The 26,241-nt window shown below is 62.6% G+C and carries 22 protein-coding genes; 7 read left to right on the plus strand and 15 right to left on the minus strand.

The window, feature by feature from the left end; all coding sequences use genetic code 11:
- Positions 1-31: 31 nt before the first annotated feature.
- Positions 32-2,578: an AAA family ATPase gene (locus tag RJ03_RS29395; RefSeq protein ID WP_051025399.1), complete on the plus strand. Its 2,547-nt coding sequence runs from the start codon at positions 32-34 to the stop codon at positions 2,576-2,578.
- A 37-nt stretch (positions 2,579-2,615) separates the two neighbouring features.
- On the opposite strand, the gene RJ03_RS29400 is transcribed toward RJ03_RS29395, so the two are convergent.
- The gene (locus tag RJ03_RS29400) at positions 2,616-3,734 is read right to left on the minus strand and encodes an SNIPE associated domain-containing protein (protein WP_083871409.1); all 1,119 of its coding nucleotides are present in this window, start codon (positions 3,732-3,734) and stop codon (positions 2,616-2,618) included.
- Positions 3,731-5,017: a hypothetical protein gene (locus RJ03_RS37460; RefSeq protein WP_157163524.1), complete on the minus strand. Its 1,287-nt coding sequence runs from the start codon at positions 5,015-5,017 to the stop codon at positions 3,731-3,733. Before RJ03_RS37460 ends, RJ03_RS29400 begins: the two co-directional genes overlap by 4 nt.
- Positions 5,018-5,255: 238 nt before the next feature.
- Here RJ03_RS37460 and RJ03_RS29415 point away from each other — a divergent pair, with 238 nt between their 5' ends.
- Positions 5,256-6,131: a glycosyltransferase family 2 protein gene (locus tag RJ03_RS29415; protein WP_036508723.1), complete on the plus strand. Its 876-nt coding sequence runs from the start codon at positions 5,256-5,258 to the stop codon at positions 6,129-6,131.
- Here RJ03_RS29415 and RJ03_RS29420 read toward each other — a convergent pair.
- The 3 genes from RJ03_RS29420 to RJ03_RS29430 all read right to left on the minus strand — a co-directional run bounded on the left by RJ03_RS29420 (position 6,128) and on the right by RJ03_RS29430 (position 9,770).
- Positions 6,128-7,507, minus strand: coding sequence for a radical SAM protein (locus RJ03_RS29420; protein WP_036508692.1), 1,380 nt, complete (start codon positions 7,505-7,507; stop codon positions 6,128-6,130). The two genes, RJ03_RS29415 and RJ03_RS29420, sit on opposite strands and share 4 nt — an antisense overlap.
- The gene (locus RJ03_RS29425; RefSeq protein WP_157163525.1) at positions 7,504-8,787 is read right to left on the minus strand and encodes a radical SAM protein; all 1,284 of its coding nucleotides are present in this window, start codon (positions 8,785-8,787) and stop codon (positions 7,504-7,506) included. Before RJ03_RS29425 ends, RJ03_RS29420 begins: the two co-directional genes overlap by 4 nt.
- 311 nt (positions 8,788-9,098) lie before the next feature.
- Complete coding sequence (locus RJ03_RS29430; RefSeq protein ID WP_036508697.1) at positions 9,099-9,770, minus strand: hypothetical protein; 672 nt, start codon at positions 9,768-9,770, stop codon at positions 9,099-9,101.
- 145 nt (positions 9,771-9,915) lie between these two features.
- Between RJ03_RS29430 and RJ03_RS37465 the strand changes: the two genes are divergently transcribed.
- A complete protein-coding gene (locus tag RJ03_RS37465) occupies positions 9,916-11,034 on the plus strand; it encodes a hypothetical protein (protein WP_157163526.1) in 1,119 nt (372 codons plus the stop codon).
- Positions 11,015-12,178, plus strand: a complete 1,164-nt coding sequence (locus RJ03_RS29440) for a hypothetical protein (protein ID WP_036508698.1) — start codon at positions 11,015-11,017, stop codon at positions 12,176-12,178. Before RJ03_RS37465 ends, RJ03_RS29440 begins: the two co-directional genes overlap by 20 nt.
- A gap of 250 nt (positions 12,179-12,428) precedes the next feature.
- On the opposite strand, the gene RJ03_RS29445 is transcribed toward RJ03_RS29440, so the two are convergent.
- Positions 12,429-14,240 (minus strand): IS481 family transposase, encoded by a 1,812-nt coding sequence (locus tag RJ03_RS29445; protein WP_063820467.1) that lies wholly within the window; start codon positions 14,238-14,240, stop codon positions 12,429-12,431.
- Positions 14,241-14,987: 747 nt separating this feature from the next.
- Here RJ03_RS29445 and RJ03_RS39115 point away from each other — a divergent pair.
- A complete protein-coding gene (locus RJ03_RS39115; protein WP_373281734.1) occupies positions 14,988-15,122 on the plus strand; it encodes a Rieske 2Fe-2S domain-containing protein in 135 nt (44 codons plus the stop codon).
- A 194-nt stretch (positions 15,123-15,316) separates the two neighbouring features.
- On the opposite strand, the gene RJ03_RS29455 is transcribed toward RJ03_RS39115, so the two are convergent.
- From RJ03_RS29455 to RJ03_RS29495, 9 genes are all read right to left on the minus strand, one after another.
- Entirely contained in the window at positions 15,317-15,604 is a 288-nt protein-coding gene (locus tag RJ03_RS29455) for a ferredoxin (protein ID WP_036508705.1), read from the minus strand.
- Positions 15,598-16,821, minus strand: coding sequence for a cytochrome P450 (locus RJ03_RS29460; protein ID WP_036508707.1), 1,224 nt, complete (start codon positions 16,819-16,821; stop codon positions 15,598-15,600). The genes RJ03_RS29455 and RJ03_RS29460 overlap by 7 nt, the downstream gene beginning before the upstream one ends.
- A gap of 72 nt (positions 16,822-16,893) precedes the next feature.
- A complete protein-coding gene (locus tag RJ03_RS29465) occupies positions 16,894-17,550 on the minus strand; it encodes a 3-oxoacid CoA-transferase subunit B (RefSeq protein WP_036508710.1) in 657 nt (218 codons plus the stop codon).
- Positions 17,550-18,338 (minus strand): CoA transferase subunit A, encoded by a 789-nt coding sequence (locus RJ03_RS29470; RefSeq protein ID WP_245552421.1) that lies wholly within the window; start codon positions 18,336-18,338, stop codon positions 17,550-17,552. Before RJ03_RS29470 ends, RJ03_RS29465 begins: the two co-directional genes overlap by 1 nt.
- A gap of 73 nt (positions 18,339-18,411) precedes the next feature.
- Entirely contained in the window at positions 18,412-19,608 is a 1,197-nt protein-coding gene (locus RJ03_RS29475) for an acyl-CoA dehydrogenase family protein (protein ID WP_083871412.1), read from the minus strand.
- A 6-nt stretch (positions 19,609-19,614) separates the two neighbouring features.
- The gene (locus RJ03_RS35305; protein ID WP_051025404.1) at positions 19,615-20,529 is read right to left on the minus strand and encodes an amidohydrolase family protein; all 915 of its coding nucleotides are present in this window, start codon (positions 20,527-20,529) and stop codon (positions 19,615-19,617) included.
- Positions 20,530-20,562: 33 nt separating this feature from the next.
- The gene (locus tag RJ03_RS29485) at positions 20,563-21,324 is read right to left on the minus strand and encodes an enoyl-CoA hydratase/isomerase family protein (protein ID WP_051025405.1); all 762 of its coding nucleotides are present in this window, start codon (positions 21,322-21,324) and stop codon (positions 20,563-20,565) included.
- A gap of 88 nt (positions 21,325-21,412) precedes the next feature.
- Positions 21,413-22,375 (minus strand): acyl-CoA dehydrogenase family protein, encoded by a 963-nt coding sequence (locus tag RJ03_RS35310; RefSeq protein WP_051025406.1) that lies wholly within the window; start codon positions 22,373-22,375, stop codon positions 21,413-21,415.
- Positions 22,372-23,535, minus strand: coding sequence for an acyl-CoA dehydrogenase family protein (locus RJ03_RS29495; protein ID WP_083871415.1), 1,164 nt, complete (start codon positions 23,533-23,535; stop codon positions 22,372-22,374). The genes RJ03_RS35310 and RJ03_RS29495 overlap by 4 nt, the downstream gene beginning before the upstream one ends.
- Positions 23,536-24,380: 845 nt before the next feature.
- Here RJ03_RS29495 and RJ03_RS35315 point away from each other — a divergent pair.
- Together RJ03_RS35315 and RJ03_RS29505 are read left to right on the plus strand one after the other, a co-directional pair.
- Positions 24,381-24,692 (plus strand): hypothetical protein, encoded by a 312-nt coding sequence (locus RJ03_RS35315; protein WP_051025408.1) that lies wholly within the window; start codon positions 24,381-24,383, stop codon positions 24,690-24,692.
- A 755-nt stretch (positions 24,693-25,447) separates the two neighbouring features.
- Complete coding sequence (locus RJ03_RS29505; RefSeq protein WP_036508712.1) at positions 25,448-25,786, plus strand: histone-like nucleoid-structuring protein Lsr2; 339 nt, start codon at positions 25,448-25,450, stop codon at positions 25,784-25,786.
- Positions 25,787-26,241 lie beyond the last annotated feature (455 nt).

Here is a 26,241-nt window from a genome sequence, read left to right on the forward strand (position 1 = left end):
CCCACCGCTACCGAGCCTGGCTCACCGCAGCTTGACAAGCATAGGAGCATCAATCTTCCAACGCCGCGACGGAACCAGTGTCTACACCGTTCCAGGCAGCCAGACCTACACTTCCGCGCGCCGGCTCGGCACCGAACAACGCCTCCTCGACCTCTCCATACAACCCGGCACCCGCACACTCCCCGCCGATGTCATCGCCGACGCGATCCACTCCTACAACACCGACCCCGCCAATCTCGGCAAGCAGTTGAACGCGGGACAGGTCGCAGTCGTCACCGAATTCGCGTCCTCACCCCTACGGATCGCGGTCGCAAATGCGCCCGCCGGCACCGGAAAAACCACCGCGATGCGCGTGCTCGTCAACGCCTGGCGGGCCTCCGGCGGCACCGTCCTCGGCCTCGCCCCCACCGCAGCCGCAGCCGCAGTCCTCGCCGAAAACACCGGCATCCGAGTTGAAACCGTCGACCGCCTCCTCCACATCCTCGACCAGCACGTACCCGCCCCAAAGCCGTTTTCCGACTCGACATATCCGCCGCCGTTACCGGAATGGCTGCTGCAGATCGACGCCCGCACGCTGGTGGTCGTCGACGAGCACGTCAAGCTCGGCGACGACAAACGGCTGCGGCTGTTCGAATTCCTCACCACCCGCGACGCGACCATCCGATGCCTCGGCGACGACAAACAACTGCCCTCCATCGAACCCGGCGGCACCGGCATCAACACAACCCAGGGCGCCGAAACACCCACTCTGACCGAGGTCGTGCGCTTCGCCTCACCGGCCGAAGCCCGCGCAAGCCTGATGCTGCGCGACGGCGATCCCGCCGCACTCGGGTTCTACCTCGACCACCAACGCATCCACTCCGGAAGCCCAGCCGCGGTCGCCGACAAGGCGTATGCCGCATGGTTCGCCGACCACCACCATGGCCGTAACACACTCATGCTCGCCACCACCCACGACATCGTCACCGAACTCAACACCCGCGCCCGCACCGACCGCCTCACCCGAACCACCGACGACCCCGGTCCAGAAGTGGTCCTCGCCGACGGTCTCGCCGCCTCCGCCGGTGACATCATCTGCACCCGACGCAACAACCCCCGCCTAACCCTCGGGGACAACGACTGGGTCCGCAACGGCTACCGCTGGATCATCACCACCGTCCACCCCGACGGCAGCATCACCGCCACCCACCACAACAACGGAAAACCAGGCGCCACAACACTGCTGCCCGCCGACTACGTCGCCGAACAGGTCCGGCTCGGCTACGCGATCACCCTCGACTCCGCCCAAGGCATCACCACCGATACCTGCCACACCGTGCTCACCGGCCGCGAATCACGCAACCAGCTCTACGTCGCCCTCACCCGCGGCATCCACACCAACCACGCCTACATCCCCACCGCTCCTGACCACAGCGAAGCCTCCCCCTGGACCGAACCCGCCATCTTTCCCCGCACCAGCACCGAAGTCCTGCAACACATCCTCGCCCGCGACGCCACCCACACCAGCGCCCACAACCACCTCCGCGACACCCTCAACCCCCACAAACGACTCGGCCACGCCATCGACACCTACCTCGACGCCACCGGCATCGCCATCGAACACACCCTCGGCCCCCACACCCTCCACCACATCGACACCGCCGCCGACAACCTCCTCCCAGGACTCACACACGCACCCGCCTACACCGTCCTACGCCACCACCTCGCCACCCTCGCCCTCACCGGCCACGACCCCATCCACGCCCTCCACACCGCGGCCGCCGAACGAGAACTCGACACCGCCCACGACCCCGCCGCCGTACTCGACTGGCGCCTCGACATCACAGGGGAACACTCCACCCAGCCCGGACCGCTGCCCTGGACACCCCGACACCCCCACCACATCACCGACACCCAGCTCACCGAACACCTCGACGCACGCGCCCGAATCATCACCACCCTCACCCAACAAATCACCAGCGACACCAGAACATGGACACCCTCGACCGCCCCACCATGGGCACAACCACTACTCGAAAACCCCTCCCTCGTAGCAGAACTCGCCGTCTGGCGCGCAGCCCACCACATCCCCGACACCGACCTGCGCCCCACCGGACCACGCCGCTACCCCACCACCGAACGCCACCACCAACACCGGCTCGACACCCACGTCACCGACGCCCTCGGCGACCTCCACACCGCCACCCACACCTGGTCCGCACTCGCCAAACGCATCGACACCCGACTCACCACAGACCCCTGGTGGCCCACACTCGCCCAACACCTCCACACCGCCGCCGACGCCGGCCACGACATCGAAGCCCTCCTCGCCACCGCCGCCGCACAACGTCACCTCCCCGACGACATGCCCGCCGCAGCCCTCTGGCACCGCCTCGAACTCCCTGATCCGTCGACAGGGATAGCAGCAGAGGATCGATCGGAAGCCCCTCCGCCGGAGCGTGGTTCGACCGTCCAGGGCGCAAAGATTCAGGCAGCGATCGACATTGCCGTGGCAGCAAGCACAGACCGACTCGAAACGCCGCTCTGGCAAGATGTGTCCGGCCCCGACCACGGGCTCGGATACGACCCTGATCTGTGACCAGGGGCAACGTGCCGATCCCGCACGGCGAGAGCGATCAAGCACGTATGTCCGATGACGCACCCATCGAAACACTCAGCCGATATTGTTCCGCCTCGGGCTCGGCTGTGAATTCGATGAGGTGTCCGGCGATTTCGGCTAGGTGGTCTTTGACCTCGAGCGGTGTGGCATAAAAGAACTCTCGCCGGAGATTGATGCGATTGACCCGGCGGTCCGCGAACCGCCGATGAAGTTCTGCCTCGACCGTCACGGCGTCCTCCGAGAAGAACAGAGCGTGGACATCGAACCAGAAGGGCACTGAGGCGTCACCGAGTTCGCGCACGCGGTCCATTGGTTCGAGGCGACGAGTAAGGCCGATTTTGACGATTCCAGGGCCGAAGGCTCCGAGGTTGCTGATGACATAGACGTAGCCTGCTCGGATGTTTGCGATCCGGTAGTCGTTACGTTCGATGGCTGCATCGACGTCAGCGAGCTTCGCTTCGATATCCTGACGGTTTGGCTCCGACGTATCGAGCGCCGCGAGCACGTTCAGATAGTGTCGGCGCTGCTTATCGAGTCGTTCTCGCTCGGCTTCGAGCTCTTTCTGGGCGAGCGCTTCCTCTCGAAGTCGTTCCCGCTCTTCACGAGCGGCGTCCCTTTCTTCCTGCTTCTTCATCAGGAACTCGGCGGTGAGAGTGAGTTCTTCGACGCGCAGATCGTGATAGCCGGGACTGACACGCATGTCCATCATCGCGCCGAGCCGGGCAACTGCTGCCGCCGACTTCTCCAACCGGGTGATCGCTGCCCGAAGGTTGCCCGCCTTGACATAGCGAACGCAGTTCTCGGCTTCCACGTTGTACGCGCGCAGCATCAACCGGGCCAGGTCACTGGTCATCTTCTTCCCCTTGGCAAGGGAGTTGTCATAGATGAACCCCGGCGATGTCTCGATCGCGGCCTTGTTTCGGATCACTTCTTTGAGCTCACCGCGAAGTTTCGCGAGACGTTCGCTGTATGCGGTGGAGTCTTCGAGCGGGTGTTGATACGTGTAGAACCCCGCGGCCACGAGGTCAGCATCGCTCTGATCTTCGCTCTGTTGCAAGCGAACTCGCAGATCGTGGTTCTCCGCCCGGAGGCGGATCAGTTCAGTAGACGGGTCGTGCACTGGGTCGGGGGTCATCGCCGGACTCCGCTGGACGTTGCGATCGGGGTCAGCGCGAACGGATTCTTCGAGACGAGGGCGCGAAGGCCTGTCAGGGCAGCCGCTGGCTCGACTTCGGCCAGATTCAGGTGCAGGAACTGCTCACGCGACACCGCTGCGGCGACGAAAGGTACCTCGGCCGGATGACCCGTTGCCGGATCGGTAGCGACAGTCGCCACGGTCATGGAGATGGATTCGATGCGCTCGGCCCGGTCTGCCTCGAAGATTTCGTGCAGAGTACGCAGAGCCACCGAGGTCACCGCCGTGTTGTAACGCTGGCGCTGATCCTTCTGTGAAAGTGGCGTTTCCCTGATCTCATCCGACGCGGCGATGTATTTGACCTGCTTGATCGACGGTATCGTGTCGGGCGCGGGCACAGTGACCGACAGGGTGAGTTCCCGCAGCTCGCCGTCGAAGGTGTAGTCGTAGTCGACGGGAAACTCATCCGGATACGTCGAGTTGGACAGCACGATCCCGACATATTCGTCGATGGCAGCCGGCTGGTCGGCAGCCAGCCGTGCAATGAGGTCGTCGACGCGGGCGTTGTGTTCCGCGATAGCGGCCTCGCGCTGTCGGCACTGTTCCTCGTAGTCCGCGCGAGCCCGGCTGAGCCGCTCTTGACGCACGACTTTCAAGCCCTGATGCTCGGCTTGCAACCGCTGATTCTGAGCAGGGATGTCGACCTGCACATGGTGCAGCCACGCAGCATGCGCCTGCTGCCACTGCTGGTGCGCAGCCGCGACCTGCTGTTCATGTTTGTTCTTTCCGAACAGCTTTCCCAACCCGGCCGGTTCGGGTGGCGGCGTGAACTGCGGCTCCGGTGGCGCCTGCACCCACGCCGGATGAGGGACAGGCGTAGCCAACGCCCCAGGAGCGAACTCAGGATGTTCAGCGGTGCGACGAAGCGACTCGAGATCTACATAGTCGTCAATGTCGAGGGTTGCAGCCAATATGGTGTCGATCTGGTCGTAGATCTCCGCATATCGGGCCGTCGCGGCCTCTGCTTCGCTGACGCGCCGGTCACGATAAGCCCTCAGCGCCGCTGCTTCGGCTGCACGCCGCTCGCTCTCCTGCGCCCGCGATAATGCAGCGCGCGCCCGCTCCTCACGTTGGCGAGCTCGCTCAGCCTCGCGAACTGCCTGGTTATGCGCGCGCACCGCCGCGGCGTGCTCCCGCTGCCGTCGCTGTTCAGCGACTCTCGCTTGATGTTGCAACTCCGCGAAAAAGCCCCGCCTGCGGCCCACCGTCGATCCGCCTCTCATCTAGCGAGCTCCGGACGCACACTCCCAAGTGCGCGAAACTTCTTGCCTCGCTATCTGATTGCAACACCCAAAACGTTACGCGGACTCGCCGGTGGATCGGCGCCTCCCCGCCTGCCTCTATTCAAACGGGTCGAGGCCTCGGCTCTGACGCCACACATCGCCGTGGCCGAAGACTGACGTCGTCGACGTCGATCTGCAGCGTCGGCGTGTCTATGGCTTGGGTGATATGTTCGCCGGCATGCCCAGCTCGGATGACAAGACTGTCGGCTTGGTCCTGGTCACCTACCAGAGTGCAGAAGATCTTCCCGGATTCCTCGAGACCCTGCCCGCGGCGGTGGAGCCGTACACCGTGGACGTGCTGGGCATCGACAATGTCTCCACCGACCGTAGCGCCGAGATCGTCGAAGAGTGCGGCGGTCGAGTTATCCGCAACACTCGCAACGTCGGGCTGGCAGCGGCGATCAATCAGGGCGCTGCGGCCACCGGCGGACAGTGGATCCTGGTCGCCAACCCCGACACGAAGCTGACACCCGGGTCGATCGCAGCGCTCATCGACACAGCGAAGACCGATGACCGGATCGGCATGATCGGCCCCCGCATCCTGCGCCTCGACGGCCAGCCGTACCCCAGCGGGCGCCGTTTCCCGTCGCTGGCGGTCGGTATCGCGCACGCGCTGCTGGGCGGTATCTGGCCGAACAACCCGGCAACGCGCCGATACTTCGGCAACCCGGTCACCGAAGTCAGTGATGTGGACTGGATTTCGGGATGCTGCATGCTGTTTCGCCGCGAAGCGTTCGAAGCAGTAGGTGGGTTCGACGACCGCTACTTCCTCTACTTCGAGGAAACCAAGATGGCCCTCGACATGCACCGCGGCGGGTGGCGCGTCGTGCTCGATCCGAGTGTGGAGATCCGTCACCGCGAGGGCGGCAGCATGCGGTCCGCGCCGTTCCGGAAGGTCCGCTCCCACCACCGCAGCGCCCTGCGGTTCTACTGCGACTATCACCAGGGCTCGCCCTGGATCGTGTTCGCACCGCTGGTCGCGGCAGGGCTTGTCGTGCGTGGGATAGCGGCGGTGGCGCGGACCGCGCTGCTGCAGCGAATAAAGGACCGCTAGACGAACGGCTGCTCGTCCAGGCCGACCCCGGCTTGGGTGTCGGCGAGCAGTTTGTGAACGATCGCGTTGCCGGTGCGTGAGCTGGGCATGCATTGGGTGCAGTCGTCGTTGATTCGCTGCTGGTTCGAGGTGGCGATCACATTGAGGATGCGGGTGCGTTTGACGTTGCCGAGGTCGTAACCTGTTGTAGCGAAGCGTGGTTCGGCTTTCAGATCGCATGGGGTCAGATGTCCGAAAGCTCCGATCGTGGGGCGGAACCAGCGACCGAGACACTCCGTGGTGCGTGATCGATCAGGCGTCAGGCCGTTGGCGAGCGCGACCAGCTCATCACCGATATCGATCCTGGTTGCACCACCAGCCCGGGCACGGACGGCCCTCAGCTGTCTACGAACGACCTCCAGTTGGGCGGGGTCGAGATCATCGGTGACATCGACTTCGTCTTTGCGGATGTCGAGCCAGTCGGCGCCGAGGGCTTCGGCGAAGTCGGTCATCGCCTCGATCTGTGCGTGGTTGGCCTGCTGGACCACCATGCCGACGCCCAGTGCCGGGGTTTCTTGGCGTTCGTCGAGTAGCGCGCCGAGGTTGGCGGCGACTCGATCCAAGGCGTGTTGGCGTGGACGTGTGCCGGCGATGTGGTCGTAGGTGACCGGGTCGCAGGAATGCACCGAGAACCGTATCCGATGGCACCGCAGCAGCGCTGCGAACAATCTGGAGCCTGGCCGGGCTGCGAAACCTGTGGTGTAGACGTGGATTTCGAAACCGAGATCGGCCGCCCGACCGAGAATGTCGGGCAGGTCGGGGTTGATCAACGCCTCGCCGCCACCGGAGACAACGAGACGCCGCACGCCAGCCACGACGAGCTCGTCGAGCACTCGGTGCCAGTCGTTGACGGTCATGAGACCACCGGTGTCGAGTTGCTTGGTGGCGTAGGTGAGTTCGGCCTGGTCCGACCACAGGCACATGCGGCACCGATAGTTGCAGGTGCCGCGGGTCGGATGGATCTCCACCGTCTCTGCCAGCACCGGCTCACGCGCCAGGATGCGCTGCGGAACATCGGGCCGTCGCAGCCATTCGGCCACCGTCGCCGCGGCGAACGCCGAGCGCAAACGGTGAGGGTAATAGAGCGACCTGACCAATTGCTGCAGTCCAGGATGCGTTCGCGCGAATCGATAGACGTCACGTACGGCAGCAACATCCAGGCCAACGTGTTCGGCGAGCGTCAGGGCTGGCGTGTGCGGGGCGGCAAGGTGGCAGACGAGCGCGGCGCGGACCGCGGTGTCTGCGGGTGCGTGATCGAGCACTTCGGTCGTCAGGCGAGCCAATTCGTCACCGCTGCGGAGGAACCGGTAGGCCTTGTCTACCACGGTGTTTTTCATGAGATCACCTGCGTCGCAGCAACGGTCTCGGCCCATTCGCCGGGAGTCAGCAGCGTGATCAAGGATCGCGATCGGTCGAATGCCAGGATGATGCCGCTGGGGTGCCGCACGACGCGGTAGTTGTCTGGACTCGCGCTGATCTGTGCGGCGATGTCGGTGGTATCGGCGGGATTCTCCAGCAGCCAGTGTTGGTCGATGCTGCGGATGGGAATCAAGTCGGCCTTGAGAGCCGGTCCGTCGATGCGGCCGATCAGCTGTTCGGTCGTGTCTCTGCTCGCTGTGGCGCCAAGTTGAAACTTGTGCTGTGCCTCGACTTCTCGTGGAAGTTGGCGCGGGGTTCCCTGGTCCAGCAGCGTTTCGGCGTGTGCGAGAAGTTCGGCCACTGGTCGGGCGTGTACTGAGCCGAGGACGGCGTTGCCCACCATTTCGCGGCCCCAGGTGGCGGCCTGCAATCGGAACTCACCGTTCGGGCGGATGTTGCAGAGGGTGTCTTTGACCTGTTCGGACAGCTGCTGCAAGGTGATCGTGCGTGCGGGGTTGGTCGCCAACGGCCGGACGCCGGTCGCCGGCCACATGGAGTTGAACGTCAGATACAGACCCGCGGCTGCCAGTTCTCGATGGTGGCGATTCACCAGTTCCTGCACGGCATGAAACTCGTGCTCTCGCAGGGCGAGCCGTGGATAGTGTGTCCGGGCCTGACCTGAATAGCTCGGCGCGCACAGATGATGCTGCGACGCGAGCCCGTTCAGGGCAAGGAAGGCACTCAACTCGACTACCTGCCGCCAATTGCTCTGGTGGACAACGGTTATGACGGTGATCGGTTTGCCTGTCTGTTTCAGCGCGTGCAGGCCTTCCAACACTTTCGGTAGGTTCTTGCCACGGGCGGAACCGTGGACGTCATTGGTCGCGCCGTCCACGCTGGTGCAGATGCGGGTGAGGTTCGACGCTGCCAGGCCGTCGATGATCGGTGAGGAGAGTTGGGTTGCGTTGGTGATCAGTGTCGACGCTGTCCGGCGCAACAGATGTGTGGCTGCGAGGATGCCCGGCAAGCTGTGATGCAGGGTGATTTCACCACCGGTGAGCACGACTTCGAGCACGTCGGCGGCTTCGGCGGCTTCCATCGCCGCCCACACTGTGGGCAGCGGCAACTGCTGCTGTCGCCACACCTCTCCGGGATGGCAATACAGGCACCGCAAATTGCATTCGTTGACAGCGTCGATCACCAGCCGCACCAAGCGACCGACATCCTCAGGCGCGCATGGTCTGGTCTCGTTGAACATATTCCCTCCCTGAAGATTTTGAATTTTTGTGAACGTCTCGCCGCGCCGAAACCGGATTAAGGGAGTGCCCACAGGCGCTCGCATGGGAGCCGCGGGTACGTCCGATCCGGTGGTGCGAACGTCACGGTGTCGGGCCGGTGATAGGCGACCCAGTACTGCGCGAACCGGCGGGCCGCCGACTCGCAGGCAACGAATTTCAGTTCCTGCCCGGGCAAGAGGCTGATTCGGACACGAAGCAACACATCCGGTTCGTTCGGAAGAGGCGAATCACACTGAGCTGCAAACGGTTCCGCGAAGCTCATGACAGCCTGCTAGGACTTCCCCGTCGCAGTGCTACCAGTTACCGGGTCGGCGTTTGCCGAAGCGCCCACCTCGCCTTCCCGGTCGGTGAGCCCGCCCAAGACGTCGAGCAGGGTCGTCAGACTCACGCCCTCAGGCAGTGAACCGCGGGCCTGGCGACGTGGGCGAAACGGCAATCCCCGGGCGGCAGCTCGTTCACGCGGACTGTCCACCGGCGGGACGATCTTGCCCGCGCGAACGAGGCAGCTGTAAGCGGTGGCTTTCCGCTGACATTCGAAGCTACGGCAGTCCAGATGCTGCTGCATGATCAGGTGAGCTGACTCGACCGTGAGCGGATGTTCGGGGTGTGAATGCGTTGGGCCAGCGAGGTGAGGCATGGCAACCGCCCAGGTCGCAGGCGGACTGACAGTCTCGAGGTCCAGAATCTCGCACACCCGGCTCGGTGTGTGATCGACAGTCTCGAGGTCGTAGACGACCAGGGCGGCGGCGCTTGAGACGGATGCGATTCCGAGCGCGTAACCGACGGGATCGGTGATGTCCGCAGGCGCTCTCACCGTGTAGGTATAGGCGTAGCTCATCTTCTCGGCGTGGCGGCGGATCTTATCGGCATGTTCTGGCAGTCGCAGTCCCGATACGTCCTCGCGGACCAAGCCGACTGCTATTGGTTGCTGCTGTTCGGCCATGCAGGCACTGTCGCCCGGGCTCGAGTCGCCTTTCGTCTCACCGCGTGAGCTGTTTCGGCTCATCGAGTCTCTTTTGGTCGCGTTCTCGGTACGATTCCTCGGGTATCGCACACGCCCTCGGTGCAGGAGGTCAGGCGGTTCGACCATGACCATCGCCCTCAAGGTCCTTCTCCAGGACCAGCGCTTGCATGAACACTCCGCCTTCTCAGCGGAGTACAAACGGCACGCCGCAGCCCTGGGATTGGACAGACATGCGGCGCCCCCGCCAACCAAGGGCCAGTACTACAAGTGGCTCGCCGGAACCCTGACCAGCGTTCCGCGAGGCCATCACTGCCGCGTCCTGGAAAGCATGTTCCCGGGCTGGACTGCAGAAGATCTGTTCTCAACGACCGACATGGTGGCTGACCGGTTGAAGCGGCTGTCCCGCAACCGTTTCGGACGAGGACAGCTTGCCGACTCTGTCGCAGCGGCATTGCAGGCTCGGGATATCAGCGTGACGGGTTGGGGCTCCGCGCGTCTACCGGTGGAAGTTGGCGCTGACGCACCGCAATTGCCTGATGCCGTAGGCGATTTCGACGATGCGGATCTTCCTCCGGATGCAAGGCGGATCGGCAAGAAGCTGGCAGCGCTCGCTCAGGTTCTTCGGCTCAGTCCGACGGAGACGGTTCAGTTGGCCGGCTTGGTCGGCAACGTCGTGGAGCTGGAACTGAGAATCGAAGTCCACATCGACGGCAACGGCAACTCCCGACTGGTCTATACGCACGACGTGTTCAACATGTCCGGCGAGCCACTGACGCGCGTCGCCCGCCAACTATGGTTCGAGCACGCCGCGTCGAACGGCCTACGCATCGAACCCCTCCGCCGAGATCACCGCCAAGTCTCCATCGACCGCACACACAATGCGGGACCCACGATGGCGAAGTTCTCCTGCCAGGTCTCCCCCGCAATCCAGCCAGGTGAAACAGGAGTCATCAGCTACACGTGCACCGGCGGCCGATTCATCGACGCCTTCTACTGGCGGCAAGACATCCTCCGCTACACCCGCCACTTCACCATCGTGATGCGCCAAGAAGGCGGACGGCGGCTCCTCACCTGCACCGGCGAGCAGGTGCAGCCGAACGGGCTGATCAACAGCGCGACCGAGGACCTACTGTGGGATTACGACGGCGGTGACATCGTGGTCACGCTGACCAGAGACTATCTGCGACCGAACGAATCGGTGACGCTACGTTGGGAGATCGATCGTGACCAGGCAACTGCGTGACGCCGCCGAGCACGTTCTACGAGCCTGGAACCGATACGAAATCGAACGCGGCGCGCACCCGGTCATCGACTACGACTGCTCGCCGATAACTTCAGACGTCCCGGCAGTCGACAACAGGCTCGAAGCCTTGCAACGGCTCTCTGAACTCAAGGCCGAAGCCGAAGCCGGCGGCGACACCGCCCTCGCGACCAGAATCGACGCAGACATCGCCTACTGCGCCGCACTGCTCGGTGAACACGACTCCCTCGATCGATACGTTCGCCGCACGCAAGGATGCGAGCCCAAGGGATGGTCGGACGAATACCTCCAGCAACACCTGGAGCGAGCACAACACTGCCTCGCCACGTTGGGAATCGACTGGGGCCCCAAAACTCTGACCGACTTGATGGAAGCCGAAGGCCCACTCGACGTATCGTCCAGCGCCGACGCGATACGCGAAGCCGCAGCCGACCTCGAACCAAGCGTCCGCGCCGCGACAGGATCGACCGCGCACTACGACCTCACCATCGAATCCGTCGACGTCGACGCCTACTGGAGCTACTGGCTCGACGGCGCCGGCCAGAAACCCCGACTACGAATCAACCTCCGAAACGCCCGCTTCACCCAGGTGGTAGCTCGCCAATTCGCACTCCACGAAATCCTCGGCCACGCGCTCCAATTCGCAAGCATCTCCGCACGCTGCGCCCAAGAAGACGTGCCGTGGATCCGCCTATGCTCGGTCCACTCATCGAACCAAGTCCTGTTCGAAGGCCTCGCACAGGCAATGCCGCTATTCGTCACTCCCGACGACGAAAACCTCACCGCCCGAGTGCGATTGGACCACTACCACCAACTGGTGCGCGGCCAGCTACACCTCGCGCTGGCAGCCGGACACCCGATTCTCGACCTAGCAGAGCGCGCCCGGCGCTGCGTGCCCTACTGGACCGATTCCCAGATCGCCGACTTGCTCACCGACCGTGGCGCCAACATTCTCTTGCGGTCCTACATGTGGTCATACTCCGCCGGAATAGACTGGTTCGTTCGCCTCGCCGACACCCCTGGTGCGCCGAAGGATCAGATCTTGCGAGCCGTCTATCAGGCACCACACACTCCCGGCGACCTCATGGCGTATTGGCCTAGCGGTCCAGACATCGGAGCGGAATGATACCAGCGCCAAGCTCTGCGAACCGACCGATTACTGATCGCGAACTGTCTTCTTATCATTCGTGACACTCCCGAATCCACTTTGGGCGTCGAGGTGGATCGGATCTGAGGTCCTCCGAAGAAAAAGAGCAAGATTCGATATACCCCTTCCCCTTTGGCGACGCGGATGGAAGCCTCGAACGTATCTGGCGTAGCGCGAGGAACTCGATAGTGTCAATGTGAGGTCTCAGGAGATGCTTGACGGTTTGTCGTCAGGAGATGCTTGACTCCTTGTCGGATTTGACGCCGGCTCCAGTGACGTAGAAGCGGGTGATGGGTTTGGTGCTGCGGCGGGGCCTGACGGCGATCTGTTCTTCGCCGTAAAGGATGCGCAGGTGGGTGTCTTCGACAACGACGGTGACGATCTTGCCGCAGTGGCGGAGCCCGAGCCTGATCTTCTGCCCCGCGATCGTGATACGGCCGTCGGCGTGCACCTTGCGTTGTGCGCGAAGGGATCCCGCGGGCAGCGGAGGAGGCGGCAGTGGTGTGGAGGGGGTTCGAGCGCCGGCGAGTTTGCCGATTCGGTCGGTGCTGATCGGGCATGGCCAGGTGCCGATGAGCGCGTTGTCGGCGATCGCGTGCAGTAGGTGTCCGTCCAGGCGCAGGGCGATCCGTCGTCCGGCCCAGGCAGCGCCGACGAGATGACCGGTGCCGCCGAGGGCGACCTGGCCGTGCTGGTTGACGGTGCGTTCGATCTCGATGGTCTCACCAGGACGGATGACTGCGGTGCCGTTGGCGCGGCGCAGTGCGGGTCGTTCCGGTGCGGGCCCGGCTGGTCGGGCTCCGCGCATCGACAGGTAGGTGAGATCCTCGGGCGCGAGTTTGGAGGCCAGGGTGCGGATGACGGTGCCGTCGCAGGTGATGTGGATGCTGCGCAGGTCGACCCAGACGGTGACGGTGCGTCCGGCCATGCTCTGGTGCAGTGAGACGATTTGGCGGTTCGAGCGGATCGACAGGTTCCCGCTCGGGGGCACGCGGGCCTCGAACTCGACGCCAGCACCCTCACCACTGAGATAGTTCGGCGGCTCGATCACATCGATGACCAGCCGTGAGTCGAGCTGATCGGCGGATTCCTGGGCAGGCGCACGGTCGCGGGGATCGACTCGGGTGGGTCCGTTAGGGCGGAACAGGCTGGCCGGTGCCGCCATATCCAAGGCCTGGTGGGGCCGTTGGTGGTTGTAGGCGGCGATCCAGCCGTCGATCGCTTCCTGGGCGATAGCGATGGACTCGAAAGGTGCGACGTGGTCGAGGAATTCAGTGCGCAGCGTCTTGTGGAACCGCTCGATCTTGCCGGTCGTGGTCGGTGACCGCGGCTTGGTCAGCCGCTGCTTTATCCCGTTGTCTCGGCAGATCTTCTCGAACAACACCTCCACCGGCAACGGCTTGATATAGCGGCCGGTGAACTGACCTCCGTTGTCGCTCAACACTTCCGAAGGCACCCCATAACGGCGCATCGCCGCAGTGAACGCTTCACCGACCTCCCGGCCCGACGGGGTGGCCAGCACCGTCGCAATCACCACGAACCGAGAATGGTCATCGATCCCGGTCAGCAGTTTGCACTCGCGGCCATCGGCCAACGGCACACCCCCGACGATGTCCAGCTGCCACAGATGCATCGGCGCTTGGCGCTGCCACCGCTTGTACTTGCGTTTGTGCAGCTGGGCCTGCGGATCGATCATCCCGTTACGCACCAGAACCCGATGAACTGTCGCCCGCGATGGCGTCCGCTCCAGGCCTCGGGTCGACAGCTCGAAGCTGATCCGGCGCGCACCCCACCGGGGGTGCTGTCGCCGCAGCTCGCAGATCAGCGCCTCGACTTCGGCACTCACCCTGGAGGGGCTACTGTGCGGGCGCCGGGACCGGTCGGCCAGCCCGGCCATGCCCTCGGCCTTGAGCCGTCGCCGCCACGTATCCAGCGACTGCCGGGTCGTGCCGTACCGGACCGCGACCTCACCAATCGGGGAACCACCCAGCACCTCGCACACGGCTCTGTACCGGTACTCCGCCACCGTCTGCTGATCCACACATACGCCCGTTCCACCACCGACAACACCGGGCAGAACAAGATCATGAACGACACCGAACGTCAAGTGTCTCTTGAGAACAAACGGTCAAGTATGTCCTGAGTCCTTACACCGACACGACATGCTGTGTCAAGCGCCGATGGGCAAGCTCGGAATCACCGTACGTTGTTCCTCCGTGCCTACCTAAGTACGTCTGGAGAATATTTGATTCTTTTACCGATTCGGGTTGGCTACCTACCCGACGATGATAAGAAGTGTCGGCGGCTTAACGCGACAATGCGGAGCTTCCGCCTCGTAGCCGATGCCCGTCGTCGACGATGGTAACCCTGCGGTGCACAACGACGTGTAGCTGAATCGAGCAACGACGCTTGGTGGGTTATGAGCATCACCCCGACAACGAGTGACCACAAATATCGGACCGGTCTTCCGACTGGCTCCGGCACAAAGATTCATCCGGCTGGTGCAAACAGTTGTGTTTGCGGTGGTCGGCCGACGCGGGACGAGCTTCTATGACAACCCCCCTACTACCTCTTGCGTACGGGTATATGCGCGATGACGTCATCGGTGATCACGACCGTGATTCGGGCGAAGACATGTTGCGGGCTGCCGCCCGCTCGCTCGGCTACGAACTGGGTGCCGTGTTTCATGAACCCCCAACCGAGACCGGAATGCTTCCACCAGCATTCGTCGACTTGATCCAGGAATGCCGCCGGGCCGGCGCACACGCGGTGATCACACTGTCTGGGCATATGTCGAACATGTCGATGTCACGGATGGTCCTACACGCGGTCCTGCAAGTGCGCGCAGAGGCCATCGTCCACGAGGTTGGGCAATGAATCCGCTGTCAAAAGCCTCGAATCGTCATCGGCGAATTGCGCGTAACTTCAACATCCGGTATCCGCAGGGCATCCAGATTCCTTGCCGAGGAGGGAATCTCGCATCACCATCACTGTCCGAAGGTGGCGCGACTTCCCGGCCATGCAAGAAACGCATGGGCCTGAAAGCCGTCAGCATGACGTCGATGCAATCCCGCCAGGTCGGTCGCTATCCAAAAGGCATCCGACACGGCGGCGCAGTCAATCCAGTCGCCCGGATACTCCCGAGTTCCCGGGTCGAGACATTGCCGCGACAATTGAGATTGCTTGGCCGGGACAGAGGTCCGCGGCCTCGCGAACACGGTGCTCGTCTGCCGCCGCGACGTCGGCTTCGATCAGGACGACGACCCCGTCGTCGTCCTGATCGAAGTGGCCCGGAGCCGACTGCACACATCGACCTGCCCCGACACAGCGGTCAATATCGACTCGGATACGAGTCTGCGGCTGATCGGCGCTCTTTCTCGGAAGGCTTGGCATGGCACTCACCATTCGATGGGAAGCATTTCGACACCGGCGAGCATGCCCTGTCGTAGCGGAACCTCGTTATCGGGGATCGCTAACTGCAGCGTGGGCAACCTTGTGATCAGTGCATCGAGAGCGATCTCCATCTCGACGCGAGCGAGGTTCTGGCCTATGCACTGGTGCCGGCCGAACCCGAAGCCGACGTGGTGGCGATTCCGGGGCCGTCCTATATCGAAACGTTCTGGATTCTCGAACACCGCCGCATCATGGTTGACCGCAATTGGTGAGATCAGGACACCATCTCCCGCTTTGATTAGTTGCCCTCCCATCGCTATGTCGTCGGTGGCGACACGCGACAATGATGCGGGGATGGCCAGAATCCTCAGCAGTTCCTCGATGGCGGCGGGAAGACGCGAAGGATCCGCGCGAATTGCGTCGAGTTGATCAGGGTGACGCAGTAGCGTGTACACGCTGGATGTGATCATGTTCGCCGTCGTATCGTGCCCCCCGATCAACAGCTCGAGTGCGAACATCGTCAATGATTCTTTGTCCAGCGCACCGCGAGCTACATGATTGACAATCACCTCGTCCAATAGCCCCGTGGGGTGGATATTTCGGTCTGCCGACTTGTCCTGCACCAGGCCGTCGATATAGTCGTACAGATCGATCATGGATGACCCGTCGACTGGGTCGAAACGTCGCATCGTGAGCTCTTCGAAATAGTCGTGGTCTTCGTACGGAACTCCCAAGAAGCGACAGATCACGATCGACGGGATGGGCAGGGCGAATACGCGATGCAGGTCGACCCCGGGCCCTTCTTCGAGCAATGCCGTCAAGCGATTGCTCACGACTTCCTCGATCGACGGACGTAAAGCATCAATCTTCCTGGCCGTGAGGTACGGCGTAAAAATTCGACGACGATTCCCGTGCTCGGGCGGATCAGTCGAGATCAGAGGACTTCGTACAGGCCGCTCGCCGTCCAGCGCGGTCAACGCCGGAATCGGCACTGGAAAGGCGAGGTTTTCGTATCGACGACTCGATACGATTCGCGGATCGGTGAGCAATTTTCGGGCCTCCGCGTGTCCTGTCACGGCCCATATTACTCGGCCGTCGAAGAGCGACGACTTGCTCACCGGACCGTGAGCCCGCAGTAGCTCGAACCGTTCGGGCAACGTATAAGGACAGGTGCGCTCCACTGGGAACTCAGGGTGCAAGTCTTGGGCCGAGGCTTCTGTGCGAGACATTCGTATTTCCGTTCTGAGTGCGGATCGCGATTCGAGGTTTGAGGTGCGCGACTCGGTCCGAAACGCCGCGCTTTATCGCATAGTCATCTCATGCACGACGTCGGCAAATTCAAGCGGCGCGGCCGTGGCCGCCCGGACCTCCTCGACCGACAGCCCCGGCGCTATCTCAGTCAGCACCAGCCCCTCAGCGGTGACATCCAGCACCGCCATGTCGGTGATGATTCGGTCCACGCATCGTGCACCCGACAGTGGCAGAGTGCAGTGCTGCACGATCTTCGGCTCGCCGTCTCGGGTGACGTGCTCCATCATGACGACGACACGTTCGATGCCGTGAATTATGTCCATTGCGCCTCCCATCCCCTTCACGAGTCGACCGGGCACCATCCAGTTGGCCAGGTCCCCACGCTCGGAGACTTGCATGGCACCCAGCACAGCGAGTTCGATGTGTCCTCCGCGGATGATGGCGAAACTGGTCGCCGAGTCGAAAAAAGCGGCGCCGGGGACCGCCGTGACCGTCTGCTTGCCTGCATTGATGATGTCGGGATCGATCTGCCCCTCGTCCGGATACGGGCCGACGCCGAGGATCCCATTCTCCGAGTGCACGAGAATGTGATCTCCCTTGAGGTGATCGGCTACGAGTGTCGGGAGACCGATACCTAGATTGAGGTAAGTAACCCCATCAGCTTCTCGCGCTGCCCTCGCCGCCATATCGGCTCGACTGAGCCCCATCAGTTGCCTCCCGACGCTGCCAATTTCGAGCGTGACCGGATCGTGGCATTTTCGATTATTGGCTCGTAGTTGTCGATCAAGATCACCCTCTGCACAAAGGCCCCGGGTGTGTGAATGTGACGTGGATCGAGAACTCCTGGTTCCACGAGCTTCTCCACCTCGGCGATCGTGATCCGTCCAGCCATCGCGCACAGAGGGTTGAAGTTCTGGGCTGACCCCTCATACGAGAGGTTCCCGTACCGATCGCCGCGCGCCGCATGTACCAGAGCGAAGTCGGTTGTGATTGCCGGTTCGAGCGTATATTGACGATCGCCGAAAGATCGAACCTCTTTCGGGGGTGCAACCGCCGCAATACTCCCGTCTGGGAGATACCGCAACGGAAGTCCCCCGTCGGCAACGAGCGTTCCAACTCCAGCGTTCGCGTAGAACGCCGGAATCCCGGCTCCGCCCGCACGCAGTCGTTCGGCCAATGTGCCCTGCGGCACCAATTCCACCTCGAGCTGGCCCGACAGATACTGCCGAACGAGCTCGTCGTTCTCACCGATGTATGAAGCGGTCATTTTGTGGATCAGACCAGCACTGGCGAGCATACCGAGACCTCGCCCATCCGTGCCGCAGTTGTTCGAAATGACGTGGAGGTCACGCACACCTCGATAACTCAGGGTTTCGAGCAATCGATGCGGCACCCCGCACAGGCCGAATCCCCCAACGGCAATCGAAGCGCCGTCAGCGATATCCGAAACGGCTTCGTCGAGGCTGTTTACTGCCTTGTCCAAGGCTGTCTTCACAGGAGGGGTCCTTTCAGATACCAGACGGGAGCCTCGATCACCGCGAGGCGGACGGGGACGGCAGGGCTCTGTGTCATGGCTGTGGCCGCACAGCTCCGGTCCTGGCGAAGTCAGCTAAATGGCGCTTCCCAACGATGATGCGCTGCAACTCGATTACGCCCTGCCCGACCTCGTAGAACTTACCTTCCCTGTACAGGCGCTCGACCACCATGTCCTTGGTGAAGCCGTAGGCGCCGCACACCTGCATCGCGTCGCTTGTCACTTCCCGCGCTACCCGGGCGCAGACGATGCGTGTTGCCGCTGCAAGCACTTTGACCTGGGGATCTCCCCGGTCCACTGCGTGCGCGGCGTGGCGGACGAGCGCGCGTGCCGCTTCGATCTGCGCGGCCATTCCACCGAGGAGACTTTGGACGGTGGGGAATTTCGCGCCGATAGGGGTGCCGCGATGCAGCCGCTGACTCGCATAACGCACCGACTCCTCCAGAGCGCGGGAGGCAATTCCGGTACAGATCGCCGAAGCGCGAATCTTCCCTTCGGCCTCGGTGTCGACAAGTATTTCGAAGCCGGCTCCTTCTTCTCCTAGGAGCGAGTCGGCGGGAACCCGGAGACTGTCGATCGCTACCGGCGCTGTCCCCATACCACCAAGGGCCATCAGTCCAAGTGGGCTGCCTGGCTGCCAACCCTCATTCGCAGTGTCGACCAGAAATGCGCTCAAGCGTTCATCGTCTGTCTTGGCGAAGACGAGGGCGACATCGGCATGGGCAGCGAAAGAGATGAACATTTTGCCGCCGTCCAGGACCCAGCTCGACCCTTGTCTGACCGCCCGCGTCCGAATCTGCCGAGGATCGGACCCGGTTTCGGGCTCAGTGAACGCCCACGCACCCAGCGCTCGACCTTCCATGAGTGGGCGGCCCCACGCCGCTCGCTGGGCTTCGGTACCGTAGCGCGTGATGGCGCTTGCAACCTGCACAGTAGGACCCGCGTAGAGCGCAGCGCATGCACTGGCACGCGCTATCTCCTCCATCGCGCACACGTATGTCAGGTACGTACCGCCACCGCCGCCGTCTTTCTCGGCAAATGCCATCGACGGAATGCCGAGCTCTGCGAGCAGCCTCCAAAGCTCAGGCGAAAATTCCTGTGTCCTCTCGATCGTCTCTCCCAGGCTGGAGATCCGTTCGTGGCCGACGCGGCGCAGGAGTTGCAAGGTTTCTCGCAACACATCATTCGCCAGCACATCGTCGACGTGAGGCAGCCCTTCGACAGAAGCCATGCGAATCTATGCGCCTTCCAGAAGGCGCTTCATGTTTCGATACATGAACTTCTCGATCACAGCTTCGTCGAGTTCCAGTCGGCGAGCGTCACCGACAGCCTTCTCCAGGTCGAGAAGGGGATAGTCGGTGCCGAAGATGACTTTGTCCGCACCGGGTTGACCGTGCCACTTTCCGGCCATGAACTCGAGGAGCTCGCGAGGGTACCTCTTCGGCGACCATGCCGACGTGCAGATATAGAGGTTCGGATGCTTTGCGGCCAGATGGGTCATCATCGAGACCCAGGGATCACCGATGTGGTGCCCGACGACGACGAGGTCCGGAAACGCGATACACACGTCGTCGAGATGGAGCGGATAGTTCGGAGCCGTCGGCCAAAGCGGCCCAGGAATTCCGATATAGGAGAACACGAACAGGTTCAGCTCGACGCACTTCGCGTACAGCGGATAAAACCACTTCTCGTTGGGCGGCGTCCCCCAGGGGCTCGGCAAGATGTGGACGCCCGTGATCCCGTAGCGTTCTTTGTGCTCCTCAAGTATGCGTGGATTCTCGAGCACGTCCCAGTAGGACGCGGGTCCTTGGCGAGGCGGAAGCACGGTTCCCGCATGAGCAAATCGGCCTGGGTACTTCTGCACAGCTTGGAAGTGTTCATCGATCCGGGCGTCGAGCGCAGCGCGGTCGGTGGAATAGTAGAGCGATGCTTGGAAGACCGCCTGCTCGATTCCTGCGCGATCCATTTGCTCGACGGTCTCATCCATCCCGACCTCCGGCGTCCGCGGTTTCTCACCGGTCTGCTGGAAGGTCTTCATCACGCGCAACCGCATGGGGTCGGCCACCCACGAATCGCGGTCACCGAAGGTATCGGCGGTTGTCGCGGCCCAACCGGGGTGAAAGAAGGCGTCGATAACGGGCCCTGTGTACATGCAGCTAATCTCCTATTTCCTTGGATGGTCTTCTCAGGTGTGGTGTCGTGAATTTCTTGCGCGTGTCAGCTCGTCCAGCCGTTCCGCGAAATGTCGACGGTGTTCAGACGTAGCGCTGATCGCTCGTTGATAGACCCCTTCGGTTCTGGTCGTGGCCTCGAAGTCGGGTATGGCGGATGCGTCGATCAGTTGTTTGGTCATGGCGAGAGACAAGGCCGGCGCCTGACGGAGCTCGGTCAACGCCTGCTTGACGCCATCATCGAGACCACCACGTGGAGCGATCCGCGCGATTAGTCCCGCATCTCGGGCTTCCCGGGCCGTTATCCATCGGCCGGTCAGCAATGCGTCCCGGGTGAATGCGAGGCCGGCGCTGCGCGAGAGGGACAGAGTCGCGCCCGCGTCCGGGACGAACCCGATATGCGTGAAGCTGAAACGCAGTCGCGCGTCCTCGTCCGCTATGACTATGTCGGCGGCAAGGGCCAGCGCGGCCCCAGCACCGACCGCGACACCCTCGATCGCCGCTACAACGACTTGATCGAGTGCGCGCAACGCCAGTACGGAGCGGCGCATACGGTGCCAATAGTCGGTGATGTAGTCCTCAGGTATACCGTTCCCCAGTTCCTGGAGGTCGCCGCCACTGGAGAAGACGCCATCGGTCCCTCGAACTACGACAAAGCGAATGGCGTGTTGTTGCGCGACAGACTCGACTGCGGTGCCGAAGTCGTGGTGGACCTGTCGAGCCAGAGCGTTGCGACGCGACGGTCGATTAATGGAAATGTAGGCAGTGTCGCCCACTACGTGGACGAGAACCGCCCTCTCGGTCGTCACCGGGCACCGCCGAGGTCCAGCCGGGCCGCATGTGGAGAGTGAACGCGTGCGCTCATCATTCGAAGACCTCCGCCAGAGTGATCTCCGCATGCTCGAGTCCATGCCATGCGTCGGCCAGCCCGGCCTCATCCGGGAAGATGACCGAATTTGCGACGCCTCTACGCACATACGCGTGAATCGGGTGCTCCCACGTGCAGGCGATCGCTCCCATTACTTGCACACAGTCCGATACGGCCGACTCGAATGCCTCACGCGCGCTCAAGAGTGCCGCCGCAGCATACGCCTGGTGCGGATCTCGCCAAGCTGCTTCCTGATTCGCGTATGCGGCCTCCAGCCGAACTCGCACGTTCGCCAGTCTTTGTTGCACGGCTTGAAAGCTGCCGAGGGGTCGTGCGAACTGATGCCTGACCCTGACGTGGTCACATGCCAGCTCGAGCATTTTCGCTGTGAGCCCTATGTACTCGGCCGTCAGGTAGAGTCGGCCGTAACGAACCGCTCCGCGCCAGTTGCACGGGTGACGGTTTGTGGTACCGCTCAAATCTACTTCGACCGCCAGCATGCTCGGTCGCCCGTCCAGAAGTCCACGTTCGAGCCATCGCACTGATGTATCAGGCAACTCGAGCAGCTGTGTGCCGTTGTCTCCAGCGACCGGCAGAAGCACCGTGCCCGCTTCGAGTGGACGCCCAAGTCCGAGGCCCACGACCTTGCTGGTGCCCTCATCGAAAATAGTTCCCGCGGAGGGCAATACAATGACACTTGTGGCCGTTGCCGGAACCGACTCGGGTAGCGCCGCGCCGGCACGAACGGCAAGTTCCAGCGTCCGCGATCGGGCCAGCTCTCGGCCGTGTTCTTCCCCGAGAGTGCGGATCGCAAGTTTGGGGTCCTCCGCGACAAGTTCCGACCAGCCAAGGCCGAGCAGTTGATCCGACTCCAGCCAGTGTGGGGAGCGGAACAGTCGCCGGGCGCTGTCCCGCAGGGCACGCTCGAACTGCTGTTGCCCATCCAACGTCGACGTCATCGCGGCGACCTCGGCAGTTGCAACAAATGCTCTGCGATGATTCCCCGCTGGACATCGACGGCCCCCCCGTAGATTGTGGCGGCCCGGCTGTAGAACCATTCCGACCGACTCAGCTCCGCTTCCACACCGGGCCCGAATGCAAAGGCCAATGGTTCAACTGAGCGACAGGCGTCCATGACCAATTGTTCTGTGTGGGAAAGGAGTACCTTATCCAGTGAGACCGCTGGACCAGGGCTTTCACCTTCGGCGAGCAGCCCGACGGTCGCTGCGGAGCGCTCGCGCAGAGCCGAAACGCTTGTCCAAGCCCGTACCAGCGCGGCGGCCGCACCGATGGGTTGGTCTGTTCTCTGGCGAATCTTCGATACCGCACTTTCGAGACGTGCCCGCAACGTCGCCTGTCGTTGCCAGGCGTACATGCCTCGCTCCCACTGCAACAAATACATAGCAACCTCCCAACCCTGGCCGACGCGACCCACCAGCCGCGAAGCTGGTACACGGTGGCGCTCGAAGAACAACTCGGAAAACTCGTTGCGGCCTCCGTTGGCCCGTATAGGGTTGGCCCGCACGGTTTGACCTTCGAGATCAACCAGGAACATCGAGATTCCTCGGTGCCCCGATTCGCCGGTTCGAGCGAGCACAGCAGCTCGGCGGGACAGATGACCGAAGCTCGTCCACACCTTCTGCCCGGTCAGCGACCACGAGTCACCGTCGATCTGCTCGGCGCGGCATCGCAGGGAGGCGAGATCACTACCCGCCTCCGGCTCCGAGAAACCCTGGCACCAGATTTCTTCTCCGCGGAGGACCCCTGGCAGAAGCAGTTTCGCGATGGAGGGCGCGAACCGGATCAACGCGGGGCAAAGCGTTTCTGCCGTGTAAGACGGTTGCGGAACTCGAAGACCGGCGAGGGTCAGCTCCTCGTAGGTGGCGGCGCGCAACACAGCGGTGCCGCCGACTCCGCCGTACGCGGCGGGCCACCCTCGACGACCGAAGCCCGAGTCCCAAAGTCGCTGCTGCAGTTGTTGTTCCTGCAAGATCGCCGTCTCAAGGTCGGCCGGCTCACACGACACGCTCGCTTGAAGATCTGACTGCTCGGAAAGCCACTCGCGAAACGCGACGCGGTGGTCTCTGACGGACAAGCCGTCGACAGTTGGCAATGGCACATCATCGAGTTTCCGAAGAACTGCTGCAGTGCGCCATTGGGGTGATCCCTAGTGTTATTCCCGTCGACGACTCTTCCGTCATCGCAGGTGCCGCAGTCGCCGAACAGAATCGTTAGCGGACCGCCGCCGACGGCAATGAGCAGCCGGTTTGTAGCGGTCAGGCACGAAGATCTGCCCACACTTTGAATCTGATCGCATTGCGGCAACTCATTGCCACCCCATACATTTGATCGCCGCTTTACGCCGACGACTATGCGATGTTCCTTTAGGGCTGGACCTGCACGCCCTACCGCTCGAACGAAGCCGCCAGCTGTGGACGTGGCACCTGATGTCGAGCTGAAGAGCCGCACCGGTGCGCCGGCGACATCGAGATCGACGACTTGTGCTTCATTCTCGCCTCTGTCTACTGGTCGACGGTGCTGTGCCCGCGCATCCGCGCCAAGGCCGAATGCAGCCGCTGGCCGCTCCTACCTCCCCCCGACTGTCGCGGCCTATTGCGAGGGTGCGGATCTGGCCGACTTCATCGCCTCTCGGCCGCGATCGGGCAGCGCCCGACCAGGTCCTCGGCCTCTCGTGGGCGGACTACAACCGGGACTGTCCGCACCATCGGCAGATCGTGCGGGTGAAGGGCAAGGATCTGGTGCGCGTGATCAAGGAGGGGAGACCGCAAGAACCCTCAGGACTCCATTGCCCTGCCCCAAGTTCAACGGTCAAGATCTTGGACCGCCGGTGGCAGCGCATGCAGCTGCGGAAGAAGCAGAATCCTCCACCCGTCGGCTCGAAGGTGGATCTGATCTTCCGTCGTTCGAGTGGACCGCGCGCGATCCGGTCAATGTCAACCATCAGTGGCAGCGGCGCACGAAGCCCTGGGCCTGCCCGCCGAGATCACGCCCTACATGTTCCGTAAGTTCATCGCGCTCACCCTCGACGACGCGAAGATGTCCGCGCGTGTCACCGCCGATGTGCTGCAGCACGCCGAACCGACGATGACGCAACGCCGGTACATGCGCTGCGGAAAGGTCCATCACGAGGTGGCCGCGATCATCAACGACGCGGTGATCGGCGGACTGGAGGCCCGCCTCGACGGGGAGGATGCCGGAAACGGACGTTCGGCGATTTTGCGACGACTTTCTACGAGTCCGAGGCTCGTAGTATGAATTCAGCCCCCGACCGGGATCCATGTCACCTGGCCAGGGGCTGTTTTCTGCTCCCCCATCTGGACTCGAACCAGAAACCTGCCGAGTTTCTGATGATGGACTACCATAGACAACTTTCCACGATCCCAGATTCGCCTAATTCCTTGCAGGACAACAGGTTGCACGCGCATGCGACGGTTCTCGACAACCCGAGACAACTATCAACACCTCAGACGCCGCGCGACTTAACTACGACTTAACTACATCTGCGGCTACGCCAGCTCCGCCGACCGCAATCGCGATGTCCAGGACATCGACGAAGTGAGATGGGCGCCCGTTCCGTCCCCCCACGACGCTCAGCTCCGGACGCAGCCCCGCGATGCCCCGTGGACGGGGCGACGGCGCTTTGCCGGCAAAAACGCTTTATGCGAAAGAGCCGGCCGCTTCATCGCCGGAGGGCCGTCAGCGCCTGGACAACTGCAATCCGCGCGATACGAACGTACTCCCTGACCGGCCGCGACGCTCCGAGCGCCAAGGCGATTTACCGCTAGGAGGGCGCATTCTATTCCGCTGGTAGGTGATCGAGGCCGCCCGTACCGGTACCCGTCGGCGCTCTGTCCTGTCCGCAAAAGGGATCCAGATCAGCGAAAATCGGGATGGCTTCGACATACGCTGTCTCCGCGCACCTTCCATGTATCGGCATAGCGATTTGTTGCATAAGGTCTACGGGGATTAGCATTTCGCACGTCAGGTATGAGCTGATCGAAGGGTGCTTCATGGCAAAGAAGGTCATCGTCGAACTGGTGGACGACTACGATGGCAAGTCCAAGGCCGTCGAGACGGTACGATTCGGCATCGACGGTGTGGAATACGAAATCGACCTGTCACTGAAGAACGCAGGCAAGCTGCGCGAAGTGTTCGAGCGCTGGACAGAGCCCGCTCGGCGGGTCGGACGAATCCCGCGAGGCAAAACCAAGACGACCGAAACTCGTCCCGCTGCAGGCAGGCAACACACTGCGGCTATTCGAGATTGGGCTCGCGAGAACGGGTACGAAGTATCCCGGCGAGGACGGATTCACAAAGATATCGTCGAGGCCTACAACAAGGCCCACTAAACTTCCGACACCCAAATCCGCACTCCAACCGAAGCGCCCCAGATCGGTACGGCCCCTCGAGCAACCGGAGCGGGGACGTCGACTTCCAGGCCCAAGCCGCCGTGCCGACCACTTCGTCATAACGATCGTGCGTGGATTTCGGCTGCGAGAAAGTTGTGTGGAGACAGTCAGCAGCGAAAATACGCATCATCGGGGACAGCCAGCCGATTAGAAAAATTCACCAGCACACTCGGCAGCGACCGAGGCGTTCCGCAGAATCGACACGATGTTGCGGAGGCCGCAGGTGGCCGCCGTGTTGCGATGGAGCTAGGCAAGACGTCACATTTTGCGCCAGTGCGCAAACCTGAAAAGTTGGTCCTCGCAAACCCTCGGCAGCTTTACCTAAACGCTGCCTATCCGCCGTTGCCGGTTTCGCACTGATCGAACGGCTTCACTTCTTGTGTCAACCACACGGG

It is taken from the genome of Nocardia aobensis NBRC 100429 (genome assembly GCF_000308375.1).
Lineage (GTDB): Bacteria > Actinomycetota > Actinomycetes > Mycobacteriales > Mycobacteriaceae > Nocardia > Nocardia aobensis.

Coding starts and splice junctions, on each gene's coding strand:
- RJ03_RS29475 (WP_083871412.1), bottom strand. CDS start 19,608: ATGGCTTCTGTCGAAGGGCTGCCTCACGTCGACGATGTGCTGGCGAAT.
- RJ03_RS29420 (WP_036508692.1), bottom strand. CDS start 7,507: ATGAAAAACACCGTGGTAGACAAGGCCTACCGGTTCCTCCGCAGCGGT.
- RJ03_RS35305 (WP_051025404.1), bottom strand. CDS start 20,529: ATGTACACAGGGCCCGTTATCGACGCCTTCTTTCACCCCGGTTGGGCC.
- RJ03_RS29465 (WP_036508710.1), bottom strand. CDS start 17,550: ATGGGGCTCAGTCGAGCCGATATGGCGGCGAGGGCAGCGCGAGAAGCT.
- RJ03_RS29425 (WP_157163525.1), bottom strand. CDS start 8,787: ATGTTCAACGAGACCAGACCATGCGCGCCTGAGGATGTCGGTCGCTTG.
- RJ03_RS37465 (WP_157163526.1), top strand. CDS start 9,916: ATGACCATCGCCCTCAAGGTCCTTCTCCAGGACCAGCGCTTGCATGAA.
- RJ03_RS29455 (WP_036508705.1), bottom strand. CDS start 15,604: ATGGTGAGTGCCATGCCAAGCCTTCCGAGAAAGAGCGCCGATCAGCCG.
- RJ03_RS29505 (WP_036508712.1), top strand. CDS start 25,448: ATGGCAAAGAAGGTCATCGTCGAACTGGTGGACGACTACGATGGCAAG.
- RJ03_RS29415 (WP_036508723.1), top strand. CDS start 5,256: ATGCCCAGCTCGGATGACAAGACTGTCGGCTTGGTCCTGGTCACCTAC.
- RJ03_RS37460 (WP_157163524.1), bottom strand. CDS start 5,017: ATGAGAGGCGGATCGACGGTGGGCCGCAGGCGGGGCTTTTTCGCGGAG.
- RJ03_RS29430 (WP_036508697.1), bottom strand. CDS start 9,770: ATGGCCGAACAGCAGCAACCAATAGCAGTCGGCTTGGTCCGCGAGGAC.
- RJ03_RS29460 (WP_036508707.1), bottom strand. CDS start 16,821: ATGTCTCGCACAGAAGCCTCGGCCCAAGACTTGCACCCTGAGTTCCCA.
- RJ03_RS35310 (WP_051025406.1), bottom strand. CDS start 22,375: ATGACGTCGACGTTGGATGGGCAACAGCAGTTCGAGCGTGCCCTGCGG.
- RJ03_RS29400 (WP_083871409.1), bottom strand. CDS start 3,734: ATGACCCCCGACCCAGTGCACGACCCGTCTACTGAACTGATCCGCCTC.